The organism is Duganella sp. Dugasp56, from assembly GCF_047304105.1.
Lineage (GTDB): Bacteria > Pseudomonadota > Gammaproteobacteria > Burkholderiales > Burkholderiaceae_D > Rugamonas > Rugamonas hordei.
Genome location: NZ_JBGLYQ010000078.1, coordinates 1 through 18726, shown reverse-complemented (window position 1 = coordinate 18726; position 18726 = coordinate 1). Strand labels below are relative to the sequence as shown.

11 protein-coding genes and 1 pseudogene are annotated in these 18726 nt (G+C 65.9%); 10 read left to right on the top strand and 2 right to left on the bottom strand.

Annotated features, from left to right (window positions below; genetic code table 11):
• Positions 1 to 33: 33 nt before the first annotated feature.
• Both ACCD07_RS31150 and ACCD07_RS31145 read right to left on the bottom strand, forming a co-directional pair.
• Positions 34 to 1950, bottom strand: a complete 1917-nt coding sequence (locus ACCD07_RS31150) for an NPCBM/NEW2 domain-containing protein (RefSeq protein ID WP_413449577.1) — start codon at positions 1948 to 1950, stop codon at positions 34 to 36.
• Between the two features lie 47 nt (positions 1951 to 1997).
• A complete protein-coding gene (locus ACCD07_RS31145) occupies positions 1998 to 3968 on the bottom strand; it encodes a sialate O-acetylesterase (protein ID WP_413449576.1) in 1971 nt (656 codons plus the stop codon).
• A 177-nt stretch (positions 3969 to 4145) separates the two neighbouring features.
• Here ACCD07_RS31145 and ACCD07_RS31140 point away from each other — a divergent pair, with 177 nt between their 5' ends.
• The 10 genes and pseudogenes from ACCD07_RS31140 to ACCD07_RS31095 all read left to right on the top strand — a co-directional run bounded on the left by ACCD07_RS31140 (position 4146) and on the right by ACCD07_RS31095 (position 18456).
• Positions 4146 to 6425 (top strand): glycoside hydrolase family 31 protein, encoded by a 2280-nt coding sequence (locus ACCD07_RS31140; RefSeq protein ID WP_413449575.1) that lies wholly within the window; start codon positions 4146 to 4148, stop codon positions 6423 to 6425.
• Positions 6426 to 6678: 253 nt separating this feature from the next.
• On the top strand, positions 6679 to 7770 hold the full coding sequence (locus ACCD07_RS31135; protein ID WP_413449574.1) for a porin: 1092 nt from the start codon (positions 6679 to 6681) through the stop codon (positions 7768 to 7770).
• A gap of 33 nt (positions 7771 to 7803) precedes the next feature.
• Positions 7804 to 7950 carry a hypothetical protein gene (locus tag ACCD07_RS31130; RefSeq protein ID WP_353403091.1) on the top strand — a complete coding sequence of 49 codons (147 nt, stop codon included), beginning with the start codon at positions 7804 to 7806 and terminating at the stop codon, positions 7948 to 7950.
• A gap of 265 nt (positions 7951 to 8215) precedes the next feature.
• Positions 8216 to 9129, top strand: a pseudogene (locus tag ACCD07_RS31125) (methyl-accepting chemotaxis protein); the annotation flags it as partial.
• 30 nt (positions 9130 to 9159) lie between these two features.
• Positions 9160 to 9951, top strand: a complete 792-nt coding sequence (locus tag ACCD07_RS31120) for a substrate-binding periplasmic protein (RefSeq protein WP_413449573.1) — start codon at positions 9160 to 9162, stop codon at positions 9949 to 9951.
• Between the two features lie 279 nt (positions 9952 to 10230).
• Positions 10231 to 11874, top strand: a complete 1644-nt coding sequence (locus ACCD07_RS31115; protein ID WP_413449572.1) for an alpha-L-fucosidase — start codon at positions 10231 to 10233, stop codon at positions 11872 to 11874.
• A gap of 120 nt (positions 11875 to 11994) precedes the next feature.
• Positions 11995 to 12381: a glycoside hydrolase family 97 C-terminal domain-containing protein gene (locus ACCD07_RS31110; protein WP_413449571.1), complete on the top strand. Its 387-nt coding sequence runs from the start codon at positions 11995 to 11997 to the stop codon at positions 12379 to 12381.
• Entirely contained in the window at positions 12378 to 13325 is a 948-nt protein-coding gene (locus tag ACCD07_RS31105) for an alpha/beta hydrolase (protein ID WP_413449570.1), read from the top strand. Before ACCD07_RS31110 ends, ACCD07_RS31105 begins: the two co-directional genes overlap by 4 nt.
• Before the next feature lie 404 nt (positions 13326 to 13729).
• On the top strand, positions 13730 to 16804 hold the full coding sequence (locus tag ACCD07_RS31100) for a TonB-dependent receptor (protein ID WP_413449569.1): 3075 nt from the start codon (positions 13730 to 13732) through the stop codon (positions 16802 to 16804).
• 125 nt (positions 16805 to 16929) lie between these two features.
• Positions 16930 to 18456 (top strand): tryptophan halogenase family protein, encoded by a 1527-nt coding sequence (locus ACCD07_RS31095; RefSeq protein ID WP_413449568.1) that lies wholly within the window; start codon positions 16930 to 16932, stop codon positions 18454 to 18456.
• Positions 18457 to 18726: the final 270 nt, after the last annotated feature.

Here is an 18726-nt window from a genome sequence, read left to right as displayed (position 1 = left end):
CGGCAACTGGGCCGTGCACGACGATGAGTTCGTTTACTCAGGCCGGGCGGACGACAGCAAGGCGGCGTCGCCCCAGGTGACAGGTTGCTGCGCATTGCCCGGCGTGGCACTGCGCGCCACCAGTTCTATGCTCTTGACGCCGGAGACATCGGCGTCCAGCGCCTGCGCCGGCTGTCCCCAGCGCAAGGCCTTGCTCTTTGCCAGCAGCTTGCCGTCGCCGTAGATCATGAAGGTGACGGCGTGCTTGCGGTCCTGGGCGGTATCGTCCACGCCCACTCGTGTGGTGATGTGGCGATAGCCGTGATTGCGCACCTCCAGCCGGGAATTGGCCAGGATGCCGATGCCGGCGGCGTAGCGGGTGCCGGCGATCTGCAGGATCTGGCCGTAAGGCGTGCTGTCGGCGCGGGCGCCGCCCCAGCCCGCATACATGGGCCGCTCGCCCGGGCCCTTGGTGCCGGACCAGGCGGCCGAGGACCGGAAGAGGGTGGGGTCGGGCTGCGGTTGGGTGACGCCATCGACCGCCGGATTGACGCTGCCAGGCTGTTCCGAGAGATACAGGCCGTGGGCCAGTTCCCGCGCACCCTGGACGCGGAAGATGCGCGTCTCCCGCGGCGCCACGCGCAGCTTGGTCTCGTTGGTGAACGTGGTGTCGGTCTTGCTCCACAGATCGGTCAGCGTGATCGGCGCGTCCTTGCGCAGCTTCAGGTGCTCGGCCGTCAGATCGACGTCGATGGCGGCGACGCCGCGGTTGAAGATGGCCAGCGCCTTCTGGCCCGAGGCCAGCTGCTTGACCAGGATCTGCAGGTCGTTGGCGTCATAGGCCACCGTGGCCTGGTTGCCGGCGGCGTCCTGGTTGAGCGCGATGATGTCGGCGTTGCCCAGGATGTCTATTAGGGCCTGCGGCGTGGTCCGGAGGTCGGCGCCGATCAGCAGCGGCGCGTTGAGCATGGCCCACAGCGAGAAATGCGAGCGCGCTTCCACCAGGTGATCGGCATCGAAGTCGCCTTTGCCGATGAACAGCATGTCGGGATCGTTCCAGCTGCCGGGATGCGCATAGAGCTCGCGCTTGGCGGCGCTGTCGAAATTGCTGAGCATGCGCGCCCAGGACGGCGTGATATCGTCGCTGGTGCGCGAGACATTGCCGTAGTTCTTGCCCCAGGAACGCACATCGCCGGCGCCCCAGATGCACAGCGACAGCAGGAAGTCGCCGTTGGGCCGGTAGCGCCGCAGCGCCGCGTTGATCTGGGTGAATTCGGCCTGCACGGCCGGAATGTCGGAGCGGGTCACCGTCTCCAGGTCCAGCACCGGCGGCAGCGCGCGATACTGGCCGGAGCGCACCTTGGCGTCGTTGGCGCCGAACGCGCGCACGCCGCAGCCGTCGACCTTGATGTAGTCGAAGCCCCAGTCGGCGAAGTAGAGCTTGATATCCTGGTCGATACGGCCGTACAGGCCGACTTCGCGTTCCAGCACGCTGCCCTTGGGCAGGTCGGGCGAGTCGGGGGAAAAGGCCTGGGAACAGGTGTTGCGGCCCAGGTCGGAGTAGATGCCGGCCTTGAAGCCCATCGCGTGCAACTGGTCGGTGAAGGGGCGGAAGCTGCTGCCGCCGGCCGTCACGGAAGAGGGGAAGCGGTCCGGGCGGATCAGCAGCCGGCCGTCCGGGATGCGGCGGTGCGCCACCCAGCCATCGTCCAGATTGATGTAGCGATAGCCCTTGGCGGCCAGGCCGCTGTCGAGGATGCGCTGGGCCGAGCCGAGGATCTTCGCCTCGTCGATATTGGTGGCGAACGCGTTCCAGCTGTTCCAGCCCATCGGTGGGGTGGCTGCCTGGCCGGCCGTGTAGGCGCTCCAGCCGGCGACGGGCGTCAGCGGGTCTGCGGCCGCGTAGCCGGTGGCCATGGCCAGGCATAACGGTAACAGTGTTCGCCAGCCCGGGGTTGCTTGCTCTTGCATCAAAAACTCCTTTTCTATTGTGATGAACGGCGCCGCGGCGCCATGTGTCAGCGCAGCTCGAGCTGGAAGCTGCCGACCGGCAGGTCGTCGGCGCTGAACAGATTGATGAACGGCGCGTCGGCCCAGGCATAGCGTACGCGCGTGATGCCAGACTTGGCGTCCTTGACCGCGCCGGGCAGCACCACCGTCGCGCCCGCCGCCCGCGCGGCGGTGTAACGGCAAGCCGCGACCGTGCACACTTCAAAGCCCAGGGCGCGATCGCCGGAGTACGTCACCAGGCCGGCACCCGCATCGCGGAAGGCGATCACGATATCGTTGCCGCTGCGCTTGGCCGACACCGGGTAAGGGCTGCCGGGCGCGGCCGGTTCGCCATACGCCACGGCGCGCGCGGCGCGCGCCAGCCGTTCGCCGACGATGGTCTTCTGGGTCGGGTGGATGTCGAAGCGGTCGCCCAGGTCCAGCGTGACGGCCAGGGCGGCGTGGGCGTCGTGGGCCACGGCCTCGGCCTGCGCCGCGCGCAGCTCGGCCCAGCCGGACTTGCCGGGCGCGCGGGGCGCGTCGCCGAAGGAAGTCAGCTGGGTGACCAGGAAAGGCAGTTCGGGCTGGCCGAAGCGCCCGCGCCAGTCGCGCATCAGCAGGGGCAGCAAGCTGCGGTATTCTGTTGCCGCGTCGGCGTTGGCCTCGCCCTGGTACCACGCCACCAGCTTGAAGCGATAGCCGACCAGCGGCGCGATCATGCCGTTGTACAGCGTGGTGAGGCTGTTCGGCCAGTCCCAGGGCGCGGATGGCACGGAGAGGCCGCGCAGCGCACTGCCGCGCTGCACCTTCCACGCGGCCGGCAGCGCGATCTGCTGGCCGTCGGCGGTGGCGATGCTGCGCTGGTCGGGCGGGCCCGACAGGCCGCCGCCCTGGCCGCCGCTCAGCACGCGCAGGGCGATCACGTTGCGGCCCGGCCGGAACAGGCCCGCCGGCACGGCGTATTCGCGCCAGATCCAGGGGATGCTGGCGCCACCTACGCGCACGCCGTTGACCCAGGTGGTGTCGCTGGTATCGACCGGCCCCAGGCGCAGCGCCTTGGCCGCGCTGGCCTGGGCTTCCGTCAGGGTGATGCTGGTGCGGTACCAGGCCACGCCGTCGAAGTCCTTGAAGCCGGCCAGGCCGCTGTTCTTCCACGATCCGGTCGGCGTCACGGACGGCCACGCGCTGTCGTCGAAGTCCGGCGCGGCCCATGCGCGTTGCGCGGCCGCGGCCGGATCGTGCGCGCGCCACCAGGCCTCGCTGCGGGCGTCCTCGGCCTGCATGGCCGCAGCCGGATCGGCGCCGTATTGGGTGACGGCGGCAACGCCGGCCTGGTAGTCGCCGAACGTGCGCAAGGATTCGGCCCCGATCCAGCTTTGAATCGTGGTGCCGCCCCAGCTGGCGTGAATGAAGCCGACCGGAATCAGGTAGCTGGCCTGCAGCGAGCGCGCCATGTAGTAGCACACGGCGGAGGCGTCGCCGACCGACTCCGGGGTCAGCGGGGTCCACGCCACCGGGCCCTTGAGCTCGTCCTGTGGCGTCATGGCGCTGTGCTTCTGCACGTTCAGGTAGCGCAGCTGCGGGTTGCCGGCGCCGTAGGTGGCGCCCTGGGCGTTGGTCGAGGCGCGCTGGGCGAATTCCATATTGGACTGGCCCGAACACAGGTAGACGTCACCGACCAGGATGTCGGCGCTGCGCAGGGTCTGGCCGTCCGCGTGCGCGCTCAACTGGTAGGGGCCGCCCGCAGGCTGCGGCGGCAGCGTGAGGCGCCACTTGCCTTGCGCGTCGGCGTTGCCGTGCGCGCTGTGCTGTCCCAGCGTCACGGTCACGCTGTGCCCGGCGGTGGCCGTGCCCCAGATGGTGATGGGCTGGTCGCGCTGCAGGACCGCGTGGTCGGAGAACAGGCGGGCCAGTGCAAGTTGGTCCGCCTGTGCGGGCAGGCTCAGGCTGCCGAAGGCGAGCGCCAGCAGGGGCGCGGCAAAGCGTGTGGTCTCCGTCATGGTGCTTTTTCGTTGAGGTTGTCGATGGGGTTTGGGCCGGATTGTGCGACCTGGGCTGGGTTCAGACAATTACGAAAACGCTCAAATGGCCGAACATAATTGAAGAAGAAGGGCGACGGAGACGCTTGTTGCAGGGATCGCTCGATAGAATAAAGGTCCGTTTATTCGAGGAGGAAAATGATGAAGAAATTGCTGCCCGCTGCCCTGGTCCTGGCCTGCCTTGGCGTGACCGCGCTGCCGGTCCATGCGGAGGTGACCCGGAGCGCGCGCGGCCTGGTGGTGGCGACGGCGCAGGGCACCGTGCGCGTCGAGCCGTGGAGTGAGCGCGTCGTGCATGTACTGGTCGGTCCGGCGACGGACTGGGACGGCAACTACAATCCCGCCGTGATCGCCCAGCCGGGCACGGTGGACTGGTCGGCCAGCGAAATGCCGGACTACTACCAGCTCAGCACCGCGCTGCTGCAGGTGCGCGTGGCCAAGGCAGGCGGGGCCGTCAGCTTCCTCGATGCGCAGGGCAAGCTGCTGCTGTCCGAGTCCGGCCGCGACATCGCCAGCAACGGTGTCATGCAAGGGTTCGATTACGCCGGGCCGGTGTTCGGACTGGGGCAGCACCAAAACGGCAAGCTCGACTACAGCGGCAGCACGGTGCGCTTGCAGCAGGCCAATCGCGATGTGGCGGTGCCCATGCTGGCGACGCCGGCGGGCTTCGGCATCCTGTGGAACAATGCCGCCGTCACCGAGGTGGAGGCGGGCCTGCCCAACGGCCATTATCCCTTGGCCTTCCGCTCGGAGGCCGGGCCGGGCGTCGACTACCATTTCATCCTGGGACCGGAACTGGACCAGGTGGTGGCCGGCTACCGCGAGCTGACCGGGCGTGCGCCCATGATGGCGCGCTGGACCTGGGGCCTGTGGCAATCCAAGGAGCACTATGCCAGCCAGGATGAGCTGCTGGGCATCGCGGCGCGCTACCGCGCGCTGCAGGTGCCGCTGGACGCGGTGGTGCAGGACTGGCAGTACTGGACCCCGGGCGCCTGGGGCGAGCACCAGATGGACCCGGCGCGCTATCCGGATCCCAAGGGCATGCTGGACCAGCTGCACGCCGAGCATGTGCACGCCATCATTTCCGTGTGGGCGCGGTTTGACGGCGGCACCCGCAACGCCGCCGCGCTGGAGGCGGCCGGCGCCCTGTATCCCCAGCTGTACAACAACGTCTATCCCGCCGGTAAAGGCCGCTGGTACGACGCCTATTCGGCCAGCGGCCGCCAGCTGTACTGGCAGCAGATCAGCCGCACGCTGGGCCAGTCCGGCTGGGACGGCTGGTGGCTGGACGCCAGCGAAGCCGAGCTGGGCGGCTGGTGGGGGCAGATGCGCGAGGTCGCCACGGCCGCCGGTCCCGGCACGGCGGTGTACAACGCCTATCCGCTGCTGCACACGACGGCCGTGTTCGAGGGCAGCGCCAAGGATGCGCCGGCCAAGCGGCCGTTCATCCTGACCCGCTCGGCCTACAGCGGCCAGCAGCGCAATGCCGCCATCACCTGGTCAGGCGACACCATGGGGACCTGGGAGGTGCTGCGCGCGCAGCTGCCCGCCGCGCTGAACTTCACGCTGAGCGGCATCCCCTACTGGTCGGCCGACATTGGCGGCTTCTTCGGCGGCGATCCGGCCGATCCCGCTTATGCCGAGCTCTATACGCGCTGGTACCAGTTCGGTGCGTTCAATCCCATGTTCCGCGTGCATGGCACCGGCGAGTCCAAGGAGATCTGGCGCTTCCCGGCGGCCACGCAGAAGATCCTGCGCGACGTGACAGCGCTGCGCTACCGCCTGCTGCCCTACATCTATTCGGCATCGTGGGACGTCACCAGCCGCCACGGCACCATGATGCGCGCGCTGGCCATGGATTTCCGCACCGATGCGCAGGCGGTCGCCACGGCCGACCAGTACATGTTTGGCAAGGCGCTGATGGTGGCGCCCGTCACGTCGCCCAACACGGCAGTGCGCACGGTGTATTTGCCGGCCAACAGCGAATGGTTCGACTTCTGGACCGGCCAGCGCTACGCGGGCGGCAAGGTGGTTGCCGCCAAGGCCGATATCGCCACCATTCCGCTGTTCGCCCGGGCCGGCAGCATATTGCCGCTGGGGCCGCAGCGGAAATATGCCGACCAGGCCAGCGCCGAGCCGGTCGAACTGCGCGTCTATCCGGGCCGCGACGGCAGTTTCGAATGGTATGACGACAGCGGCGACGGCCCGGGCTATGCCCAGGGCGAGCATGCGCTGCGCCGCTTCAGCTGGGACCAGGCGCGCCGCCGGCTCACCATCGCGCCGTGGCAGGGCAGTTTCCCCGGCCTGCGGCGCGAGCAGGCCTTCCTGGTGCGCTGCGCGGCGGCGCCGGGCAGGGCGGGGGTGCGCGTGGTGGCCGCTGGCGCCCCGGTCGAGGTGTCCCTGCCGGACTGCCGCTGATGGCCAAGCTCGGCGGCGCGCAGGGCGCTTGCGCAGCGCCGCGCTGAGCATTTCGAACAGGGTGCGCCGCCATACCGGCCACGGCGACAAAGGCCTTCAAATCGTGTACGCCGTGATTGATGCGCATGGTGCATTAATCGGCTTAAAAAATGCAATTATCAAATTCCGCCATCTGGCGGATGATTCTTCCATTCAGTCAACAGACTCGTCATCAGCCTCGGCAAGAAGGCTAACAATATCAAGGAGACAAAAAATGCGCCATTCCTGCGCTCTCACCGCATTGCTCGTCACGAGCAGCACCTGCCTGGCCCAGACTGGCATCGACCTGTACGGCATCATCGACGTGGGCGTGCGCAGTACCAGCGGCCTGGGCGCCAGCAACGCGCCCACCCCGTCCGGCCAAACCAGCGCAGTCAGCAGCGGCACCGATGAAACCAGCCGCTTTGGCATCCGCGGCCGCGAGGCGCTGGGTGGCGGCTGGGCCGCGCTGCTGCGCCTGGAAGGGGGCATCAACGCCGACACCGGCGCCTCGGCCAAGAGCGACCGCCTGTTCGACCGCGACGCCTGGGTCGGCCTGGAGACGCCGTATGGCACCATCGCCGCCGGGCGCCAGCCCACATTGCTGTCCGACGCCCTGACCCCGATCGACCCGATCGGCAAGCGCGACGCCAGTTTCAATCCCAATATCAATGTTGCCGGTCTGAGCAATACCGCCTTCGGCACCCATGCCTTCGGGCGCCAGTATGGTCCCAGCGGCTACAGCGACAATTTCTACCGCCTCGACAACACGCTCAAGTACACCTTCAAGTCCGGCCCCTGGCAGGCGCGCGCGTCGTGGTCGGCCGGCGAGGTGGCGGGCGATACCCGGGCTGCCTCCGCGCGCGGCGCCGCGCTGGCCTACCAGGACGGGGCCTGGGCGCTATCCGGCGCCGCCATGCAGTTCCGCAGCAAGGAAGACCTGCCGCTGGACGCCTGGCTGCTGGGTGCAGCCTACCGCCTGGACGCCTGGCAGTTCAAGGCCACCATTGCCCGCAACCAGGCCGACACCGGCCCGAAGCAGACGGTGCACCAGCGTGTGGATTCGGTCGGCGTGAGCCGCACATTGGAGGCCGGCCTGTTGCTCAGCACGGCCTGGTACAAGGTAAGGCGCGAAGCTAGCGGCTTTGTCAATGACGGCTTCGACCGCGCCTTTGTCTACCTGGAAAAGGCGCTGGGACCGCGCACCACCACCTATGCCGAAGCCGATTACACCAGCTGGCGCGGCAATGCCGCCGGCCTGAGCGGGACTCGTCCCAATGACAGCCACGGCGCCGGGCTGACGTTCGGCCTCATGCAAAAATTCTAAAGCACACCAGCAGACGCCATCGATGCGCTCATCATGGTGGGCGCTGCCCTGGGCAAGCTGATGGCCGAAGGCCGCCTGCAGCCGGGCCGCAAGGCGGTGCCGGCCAATTCGCCGATTGCCTGCGGCCAGTTGCGCCAAAGCCTCGCCGGCCTTCCGCTTTGTCGGATCCAGCGCCGATAAAATTTGCAATTTCACTTTGAGAAGATTAGTGTATTTAAGCAAGGGCACGTGCGAACACGGCCATTGTGGTATGGCGCCGCTGCGTAGAAAAAATCATTATCGTGGTGTCAAAGGAACTGAGATGATGTGGTTCTTGAACCTGAAGATGGCATATAAATGGAGCCTGACCCTGGTCATCGGCATTTTTGGCATTTACCAGAACGCCCGACTGAACGGTGCATCGACCACCGTCCTGCGCGCTACCTTGCCCAGCGTGCGGTACCAGGGGGACCTGACCGCCAGCATCGAGGCGGAAACGCGCGATGAAATCGGCCAGCTGCTGCGCGCCATGCAGACCATGAGCGCCAACCTGCACCGGCTGGTGGGACAGGTGCGCGAAGGGACGGACACGCTGGGCATCGCATCGCGGGAAATCGCCGCCGGCAATCTCGACCTGTCGACCCGCACCGAAGAGCAGGCCGCCTCGCTGGAGGAAACCGCGTCGGCCATGGAAGAATTGACCTCGACCGTGAAGCAGAACGCCGACCACGCCAGGCAGGCCAACCAATTCGCCCGCTCCGCGACCGAGGTGGCGGGCCGCGGCGGCCAGGTGGTGGGCGAGGTGATTTCCACCATGGACGCCATCAATGCCTCGTCGCACAAGATTGTCGATATTATCGGCGTGATCGACGGCATCGCCTTCCAGACCAATATCCTGGCCCTGAACGCCGCCGTGGAAGCGGCGCGGGCGGGCGAACAGGGACGCGGCTTTGCGGTGGTGGCGAGCGAAGTACGCAACCTGGCGCAGCGCAGTGCCGCCGCGCGGCCAAGGAGATCAAGGACCTGATCCACGACTCGGTCGAGAAGGTGGGCGCTGGCAGCAAGCTGGTGGATCTGGCCGGGCACACCATGCAGGAAGTCGAGCAGAGCGTGCGCAAGGTGAGCGATATCGTGAATGACATCAGCGCCGCCACCCAGGAACAGAGCGTGGGCATCGAGGAAGTCAATACCGCCATTATCAAGATGGACGCGGTCACCCAGCAAAACGCAGCGCTGGTGGAGCAGTCCGCTGCCGCAGCACAGTCGATGCAGGATCTGGCCGCGCAGCTGTCCACCTCGGTGAGCGTATTCCGGCTGGCGCGTGGCGGCGAACGTCGCGCCGCCAGGATGCTGCCGGGCCGCGCCGGCCAGGGCATATGATGGCATGAGATCGTCCTCCGGGAGTGCCTGATGTCCAATGTCTTGCCACGGCTGGGATGCGGTATCGGGGTCATGCTGGCCGGGTGCTGCCTTGCGCTCGCCAGCAGCGCCATGGCCAGCGGGATCACGGTGCTGCGCGTGGCGGCCCAGGAAGGCACGGAACCGAAGTTCGTGCCCGGCCCGCAGGGTAGCGTGATCGGAATGTGCATCGATATCATGCGCGCCATCGAGCGCATCGCCCCCGGCTTGCGGTTTGAAGGGCATCAGCAGTGGATGCCGCTGGTGCGGGTGCTCTACGAAGTGTCCGTCGGCCAGCAAGACGCCGCCTGCGGCCTGCAGCGTACGGTGGAGCGGCTGCCCCTGTATCATTTTCTCGACCAGGAACTGTTCATCGTCAACTATGTGCTGGTGGCGCGCGCCGACGAAACGGCAATCATCAATAGCTGGGAAGATGTCCGCAAGTTGGGTCCGCAAGCCGTGCTGCTCACTAACCGCGGCTTCGCGGCGACGAGCTTTCTGGAGCAGCTGGGCGGCTTGCAGATTGATGGCAGCGCCGCCAGTACCGCGGTCAACCTGCAAAAGTTGATCGCCGGCCGGGGCCGCTTTTTCGTGCACCGCACCCCCGGCCTGCAGGCCATCCTGGTGCACAGCGGCGTGGCCGGCAAGGTGCGCATTATGCCGACGGTGATGTCGCGGGCGCCCTTGTACATGGCCCTGTCGCGCCAGCTCGACCCTGGCGTCGCGGAACGGGTCCGCAGCGCCCTGGACCAGATGGCCCGCAGAGGGGAGCTGGATCAGTTGCTGCGGAAGTGGGACCAGTAAGGTCTGGTGCCGCATCGGCTTGCAGTGGTACGTGTAATTGTCAGCCTCGTTGGTGAGTTTCATACTTGCGGCGGCTGAACACAACGGGCAACATTTCAATCGTGGCGATCGATGTGCGCACCATGTTGGCGATGCGCGGCGCCGGTCCGATCGCAAGAGCCGCCGCCGGCCTGCATGGAGCTGGCCGTGGCCTACCGCGGCGTGGGGCACGACCTGCCGAGACATAATCACTAACCCGCCCGCCCGGAAGGGCCGCCGCCTAGCGCGGAAAGGATAACAATGAGACGACGAGAACTGCTGAAACATCTGGCCGCTGCCATTCCGGCGCTGGCCGTATCCCCCCACCTTTTTGCGGCGGATGGCGCGGCCGAATCGATGGCCGAAGGACCGTTTGCACCTGACTGGAAGTCGCTGTCCGCCTACCGTACGCCGGACTGGTTCCGCAACGCCAAGTTCGGCATCTGGGCCCATTGGGGGCCGCAGTGCGAGCCGGAGTTCGGCGACTGGTACGCGCGCGGGATGTACGAGGAGGGTAGCGAAGCCTATCGCCATCACCTGGAGAAGTACGGCCACCCGTCCGAATTCGGCTTCAAGGACGTCATCCAGCACTGGAAGGCCGAGCAGTGGGATCCGGACAGCTTGGTGGCGCTGTACAAGAAGGCCGGGGCCCGCTACTTCGTTGCGCTGGCCAATCACCATGACAACTTCGACCTGTACGACAGCAAGCACCAGCCGGAATGGAACGCAACGCGCATCGGTCCCAAGCGCGACCTGATTGGCGGCTGGAGCAGGGCCGCCCGCAAGCAGGGCCTGCGCTTCGGCGTCAGCGTGCACGCGGCACACGCCTGGACCTGGTACGAAGTGGCGCAGGGCGCCGACAAGAATGGCCCCAAGGCGGGCGTTCCCTACGACGGCAACCTGACGGCGGCCGATGGCAAGGGCAAGTGGTGGGACGGATACGATCCGCAGGCGCTGTATGCGCAGCGGCACCCACGCAGCAAGTCCGACGCCGAAGGCGGCAACTACTATGAGCAATGGCACTGGCGCGGCGGTGCTTCTTTGCCCGGCAAAGCGTATGCCGACAAGCTGTTCGACCGCACCGTCAACCTGATCGACGCCTACGATCCGGACCTGCTCTACTTCGACGATACCGTGCTGCCGCTGTACCCGGTCAGCGACGTCGGCATGCGGCTGGCGGCCCACATGTACAACCGCAGCGTCATGCGCAAGGGCCAGGTGGAGGCGGTCGTCAACGGCAAGATCCTCGATCCGGTGCAGCGCCAGAGCATGGTGATGGACATTGAACGTGGCCAGAGCAACCGGATCGAGCCGCTGCCGTGGCAGACCGATACCTGCATCGGCAGCTGGCATTACGACCGCCGCATCTACGACAACAAGGGCTACAAGAGCGCGCAGACCGTGGTGCAGACCCTGATCGACGTGGTCAGCAAGAACGGCAATCTGCTGCTGAGTGTCCCGGTACGCGGCAACGGCACCATCGATGAACAGGAGCGCGCGATCGTGGAAGAAATCGGACGCTGGATCGCGGTCAACGGCGAAGGCATCTATGACACCCGTCCCTGGCATGTGCTGGGCGAAGGGCCGGTCATGGAAGCGGTGGCGCCGACCGAGGGCGCGGGCTTCAACGAGGGCAAGAACCGGCCTTTCAGCGCGCAGGACGTGCGCTTTACCACCAAGGATGGCATGGTGTACGCCTTCGTCATGGGCTGGCCGGAGAACGGCAAGGTGAGCATCAAGTCCATGGCCAGCGGCGGCGCCTACCTGAAGCGGCGGGTGGCGCGGGTGGAGCTGGCGGGACGCGGCAAGCCGCTGGCGTTCAGGCAGGATGCCGACGGCCTGCACGTGACGCTGCCGTCCGAGAAGCCGGCGCTGCCCTACGCCTTCGCCCTGAAAGTGGTCTGAAGCGCTTGACCGGCAGGCTCCCGGCCCGCCGGGAGCCTTCACATCCTTTCGGTTAAACGAAAAGGCATGGTAATCAATTTGTCGAACGCAAAAAAGAAGCCATAAATTATGTGCCGCACCTTGCGCAATTTCATAAAGGCCTTGCCGGTATTGGCGCTTCCCCTGGCGGCAGGGGCGCAATCGAACACGGTGCTGGGGCCTCCTGATCACCGCATCCGGGTGGCGATGTATGTGGTGTATGACTCGCCGCTGGTGATGGTGGCGGACAACCCGGAAGCGTACAAGAACCCGGACGGCAGGCCGGAGAGCCCGCTGGACTTCCTCGCAGGCGGGGTGCGCTATCGCGCCGAGATACTGCAGGACGGCAAGGATCGCGGCCACCTGGCCGCGAGCACGGCGCAGCCGGGCCAGAACAGCCGCATCAAACTGTCGCTGGCGGGCGGTGGTGGCGCGCTGGTGGTGTTGACGCCGTTGGCGGGCGCGCAGGCGCACAGGACTGCACCATGAGAACCGGCCGTCATATGCTCGCCCGCGCGATGGCGCTGGCGGCCGTACTGGCCGTTGCTGTGGCGGCGCGGGCGCAAAACGCCGGCCGCGAAGCCAACCCTGAGCAGCCTCGCTCCGGCCCGCCCCCCGGCGTCTACCAGCCTGCGCAACTGGCGGCCGATGACGTGCGCGCTTTCCCGGTTCCGCCGGGCGGATTTGCGGACGCGCGGGCAGGGGTGGCACAGGGCAGGGTGGAGGAGTTCAGCTACGATTCGCCGGTGACGGGCACGCGGCGCAAGGCCAATGTCTATCTGCCTGCGGGCTATAGCGCGGAGCGCCGCTATCCCGTGCTCTACCTGCTGCACGGCTTCGGCGGCACCCTGGACGACTGGCGCTACTATGTGCGTTCGAACGCCGTCCTCGACAACTTGCTCGCGGATGGCAAGGTGGTGCGGATGATCGTCGTCATGCCCAACGGGCGCGCGCGGGCGGACGACAAGCCGCCGCCGCCGGAACGCAGCTTCACGCCCGAGCATATTGCGGCCTTTGCCGCCTTCGAACGCGAGCTGATGGAAACGCTGATACCCGCCATCGACCGGCAGTACCCGACGCTGGCCGACCGCCAGCACCGGGCGATCGCTGGCCTGTCGATGGGCGGCGGCCAGGCATTGAACTTCGGCCTGGGTCACCAGGAAAGCTTCAGCTGGGTGGGCGGCTTCTCGTCGGCGCCGAATACCGCCGCAGCCGCCGTGCTGTTGCCCGATGCGGCGCGCGCGCGGACCCAATTGCGCATGCTGTATCTGTCGTGCGGCAGCCAGGACGGCCTGTTCCACATTTCGCAAGACTTCCACCGCTACCTCAAGTCCAGCGCCATCCCGCATGTGTGGAATGTCGACCCGTACAGTCACGACCGCGACAGCTGGGCTGAGAACCTGTATGACTTTGCCCAGCTGCTGTTCCGCTGACTAACGGTCATCGCCGGAATCGCCGATGTGGCAGCGCAGCGCTTTTGCGCCCCGATGCGATGCGCGGCGCGCCCTTCAAGCACGCCTGCCATTTCGAGGCCAGCCCATATGCCGACTATCTGCGCCGGATGGCCATGCGGCGCGCCGCGCGGCGCCCCTTTGTTGTTGGAGTACGACGAAGAGGGTTTCGATGGCACCAGCTGGCCTCAGTGCGCCGATCCTGTGCCGCAGGAATTGTCGCGCGAGCATGCGCCGGCGCGCCGAGCATACGATTTTTTGTTTTTACGTTGGTGAATTTGAGAATTGCTATTAGTTGATGCCGCAAGCAAAATTTGTACATCGCATTGTGATATCCAGCGATACAAAATGGGTCGCACGGCCTGAGAACAATGACGGAGATAAAATTGAAAGAATTTAAGAAAACGGCGATTGCCGCCGGCGTCGCCCAAGTGATGCTACTGGCCAGCGGCGCGGTATTTGCGCAAAGCGGCACCACACCCGCCGACAAGGACAAGGATGCCAATACCACCACGGTGATCGTGTCCGGCCAGCGCGCCGCGCTGGAGTCGGCATCGCAAATCAAGAAGAATTCGGATGAGATCGTCGATTCGATCGTGGCCGCCGACATCGGCAAGCTGCCGGACCGATCGGTGACCGAAGTGCTGCAGCGTATTCCGGGGGTGTCAATCGACCGCACCCAGATGCGCGCCGACCCGCTGCAAAGCGTGGGCGACGGCCACCAGCGCTTCGCCGCCGAGGGCACCGGCGTGTCGGTGCGCGGCATGAACTATGTGCGCTCGGAACTGAACGGGCGCGACTCGTTCTCAGCCAACGGCGGCCGCGCGCTGAGCTTTGAAGACGTGCCGCCCGAGCTGATGGCCGGGGTGGACGTCTACAAGAATCCGTCCGCCGAGCAAATCGAGGGCGCGATCGGCGGACTGGTCAACCTGCGCACCGCGCTGCCGTTCGACTATCCGGGCTTCAAGGCGGCAATGTCGCTGGAAGAATCGCGCGCCACCCGTAGCAACAAAAACAAGCCGGGCCTGTCCGGTCTGGTCTCGAACCGCTGGAAAACCCCGCTGGGCCAGTTTGGCGCGCTGCTCGACCTGGCGCATTCGGAAATTTCCACCGCCAGCGACAGCATGGGCATCAGCCCTTACATTCCACGCCTCGACCTGGTGCCCGGCCAGACCCGCTGGATCAGCCCGGGCGCGAGCTGGAGCTCGAACATTTTCAACCGTACCCGTGACGGCCTGTATGGCGCACTGCAATGGAAGAAAGACGATTGGTCTTCCTCGATGACCTACTTCAAATCGAAGTACAAGATGTACACCGAGGAGAGCGGCTTCTTCATGAGCACCACGCCGTCCACCCTGACCCTCGATCCGGGCGCGACCTTCGATTCCAAAGGGGCGCTGCTGACGGGCGTGCTGCACAACCCGGTCGACGGCGGTTTCGGCCTGAGCAACGGCATCGGTTTCGGTACCGACGCGCGCCAGTCGAGCCGCCGGGCCGACACCGCCGACCTGGCCTGGAACGTCGACTGGCGCGCCAACGACCAGTTGTCGTTCCGCGCCGATCTGCAGCACACGCGCGCCACCAGCCAGGCTTATGACAACACGGTCGGCCTGGGCGGCTTCATGCCCAAGGAAACGGTGGATCTGCGCACCTCGGTGCCGACCTATACCTTCGACGCCAGCGACCGCGCCTGGTTGGCCGATCCCCATAACTACTACTGGAGCTTCGCCCAGGAGCACCGCGACGCGGCGGTGGCCACCCAGAATGTGGCTCGCCTCGACGGCAAGTTCGTGTTCGATTCGCCGGTGCTGCACGACCTGCGCTTCGGCGTGCGCCTGACCGACCGCGATTCGGACACCCAGCGTACCCACGGCGGCAATGGTGGCAACGAGTGGCAGAACATCACCCAGGCCTGGTCGGTCGGCAACAGCTGGCAGCCCTACAACCACTTCGCGGTGGTGACCGATCCGCGCCTGAGCCAGACCAACTACGTCGCGCACAGCTTCGGCAACTTCTTCAATGGCACGCTGCCGGCGGCGCCGACCATCATCGTACCGACCCAGGCGGTGGTGACCAGCTCCTTCAACTCGGTGCCGTCGTCGTACCAGGAAATCCACAACTACGCCAACTATTACTGCGCCAACCCGCCCGCCAACGGCGATTGCACCGGCTGGAAGCCGTCGGTATTTGGCGGTCCAACCGATACCAACCTGCAGAAAGAGCGCACCAAGGCCGCCTACGCGCAGTTGCGCTTCGGCTTCGACGACTTGCGCTATCCGGTCGACGGCAATGTCGGCATGCGTGTGGTGAAAACCAATGAAAAGGCGACCGGCATGTTCGTCTTCAGCCCGCCGACCGGCACCCAGGTGCAGGGCGTGCCCACGATTGCGGGCGTGAACGAGATGCGCACGATCGAGCACGACTACAGCAACGTCTTGCCGAGCCTGAACCTGCGCATGAAGGCCAACGAGGAGCTGCAGTTCCGCTTCGCCGCCTCGAAAGGCATGTCGCGGCCGGACTTCTACCAGATGCAGCAGTACACCTCGCTGAACCTGCAGGCGAACACGCACACCGACCCGGTGACCAAGCAGAGCGTGCTCGATTCGATCGACTACAAAGGCGACAATGCCGGCAACCCGCTGCTCAAGCCGGTCTTGTCGAACAACGTGGACTTGACGGCGGAGTGGTACTCCGGCAAAGGCAGTTCGCTGACGCTGTCGTTGTTTAACAAGCACATCAAGGACATCATCATCCAGCGCACCGTGATCAACAGGCTGACCGACTCCAGTGGCGCGACGCATGACTTCCTGACCAACGGGCCGGCCAACGGCGCCGATGGCCGCGCCTACGGCGCCGAGGTGGGCTTCCAGCATTACTTCGACAATGTGCCTGACTGGCTGAAGGGCATCGGGGTGCAGGGCAACTACACCTATATCCGCAGCAAGCAGGATATGCACGCCCCGGCCGGGCTGTGGTGCACGCCGAAAGGTACGCTGGACTCGGCCACCCTGATCGCCCTGGCCGGCTGCGACACCGACGGCCACGTGCTGGGCTCGTTGCCGATGCAGGGCATGTCGAAGAACGCCGCGAACTTTGCCCTGCTGTACGACAAAGGGCCGTGGTCGGCGCGTCTGGCCTATGCATGGCGGTCGGACTACCTGCAGGGCATCAATCTGTTCGGCAGCAACGGCAGCGATGGCGTCGACCTGAACCCGGACAGCCCGAACCGGGGCCAGCCAAGCTCGGCGAACTACGCGCTGCCGCTGTGGGGCGGAGCATACGGCCAGGTCGACTTTGGCCTGCAGTACAAGGTCAACGACAGGATCGGTGTGTCCTTTGACGTCGGCAACCTGACCAACGCCATGTACAAGCAGTACGTGCAGCAGCAGATCGGCCTGAAGGAGCACTTTGCCAACTTCACCGGCCGCAGCTACTACCTGAAGGCGCATTACACGTTCTAAGTTGATGTCGCATCAGCCTCTTGCGGCCCGGCACGGCCGCGGGAGGCTTTTTCTTTGTTCGCCAAGGAACAACTGGAGCGACGACCCGACCTATGACGTGACTTATTGAGCAAGGAGTAGCTGAGATGAACGAGCAAGCGATTGGTAAAATTGTCATCGTCGGCGGCGGCACCGCCGGCTGGATGAGCGCTGCGGGACTGGCGCGTGTGCTGGGAGCATCGTGCCAGATCACGCTGGTGGAGTCGCCGGAAATCGGCACGGTGGGCGTGGGCGAAGCGACATTGCCGACGCTGCCGTATTTCAACCGCTCGCTCGGCATCGACGAGACGGACTTCATCCGCAAGACGCAGGCGACCTTCAAGCTAGGCATCGAGTTCAAGGACTGGGGCCAGGTTGGCAAGCGCTTCTTCCACGGCTTCAGCGACTACGGTCCGCCGGTCCAGGGCCGTTCGCCCTATCTGCACTGGATGCGGCTGGCGCGCGAATTCAAGGACATGCCGCCGTTCGAGGAATGGTCGATCACGGCGATGATGGCGCGCCGGCAGCGCTTTGCGCCGCCGTTCGAGCTGGTGCCGGGCGCCGGGCCGGCCTATTCCTACGGCTACCATTTCGACGCCGGGCTGTACGCGGCCTATCTGCGCGAGTACGCCACGCAGCGCGGCGTGCAGCGCGTGGAAGGCATGATCACCGAGGTGGAACAGCATCCCGAAACGGGCTTCATCACCGCCGTCAAGCTGCGCGACGGCCAACGCATCGAGGGCGAGCTGTTCATCGATTGCTCGGGCTTCCGCGGCCTGCTGATCGAGGGCGTGTACCAGGCCGGCTACGACGACTGGAGCGCCATGCTGCCCTGTAACAGCGCGCAGGCGGTGCCGTGCGCCAAGGGCGAGCAGATCACGCCGTACACCATCTCGACCGCGCGCCCGGCAGGGTGGACCTGGCGCATCCCGCTGCAGCACCGCACCGGCAACGGCTACGTGTACTGCGACGGCTTCACTTCCGATGCGCAAGCGGGGCGGCTGCTGCTCGACAATCTGGACGGCGAAGCGCTGGGCGAGCCGCGCCAGCTGCGCTTTACCGCCGGGCGCCGCCGCAAGTCCTGGATCAAGAACTGCGTTGCGGTCGGGCTGTCGGGCGGTTTCCTGGAGCCGCTCGAGTCGACCAGCATCAACATCATCGAAAACGCGGTGGGCTGGCTGGTGCAGTTCTTCCCGGACCGCAGCTTCCGTCCCGAGCTGGCGAACGAATTCAACCGCCTGGTGTCGGAGCGCTACGCGTACGTGCGCGACTTCATCATCCTGCACTACAAGATCACCGACCGCAGCGACTCCGAGTTCTGGCGCTATTGCGCCAACATGCCGATTCCGGACACGCTGCGGCATCAGATCGAACTGTTCCGCGAAACCGGCCATGTCATGATTTACGACCAGCAGGGTTTCCGTGAACAGTCCCACCTGGCGATCCTGACCGGGCTCGGCGTGCAGCCCAAGGCGTACGATCCGCTGGCGGAGCTGCAGGATCTGCGCCAGGTGCAGGCCCACTTCTGGAATCTGCGCAATGCGATCGCGCGCGCGGTGGACGGCATGCCGGACCACGCGCAGTTCGTGCACAAGCACGTGGCGGCCGCTCCGGTCCGGCAGACCGCCGCATAGGCCGTGCTGATGCGGTGTCGTGGCAGATTTCATTTCCGTATTTGCCCATTTTAGTAATTGTGAGGCCCGCCCGGCGTACGTATGCTGCGGGCACTATCCATCCATTGTGTGAGGTGTAAATGCGTGTTCGTCATCAATCGCCTGAGCTGAGCGCTCGGATTCGCCGGCTGGCCGGTCTGTCGGCCATGGTGCTGCTGGGCGAGCCGCGCCAGCTGCGCTTTACCGCCGGGCGCCGCCGCAAGTCCTGGATCAAGAACTGCGTTGCGGTCG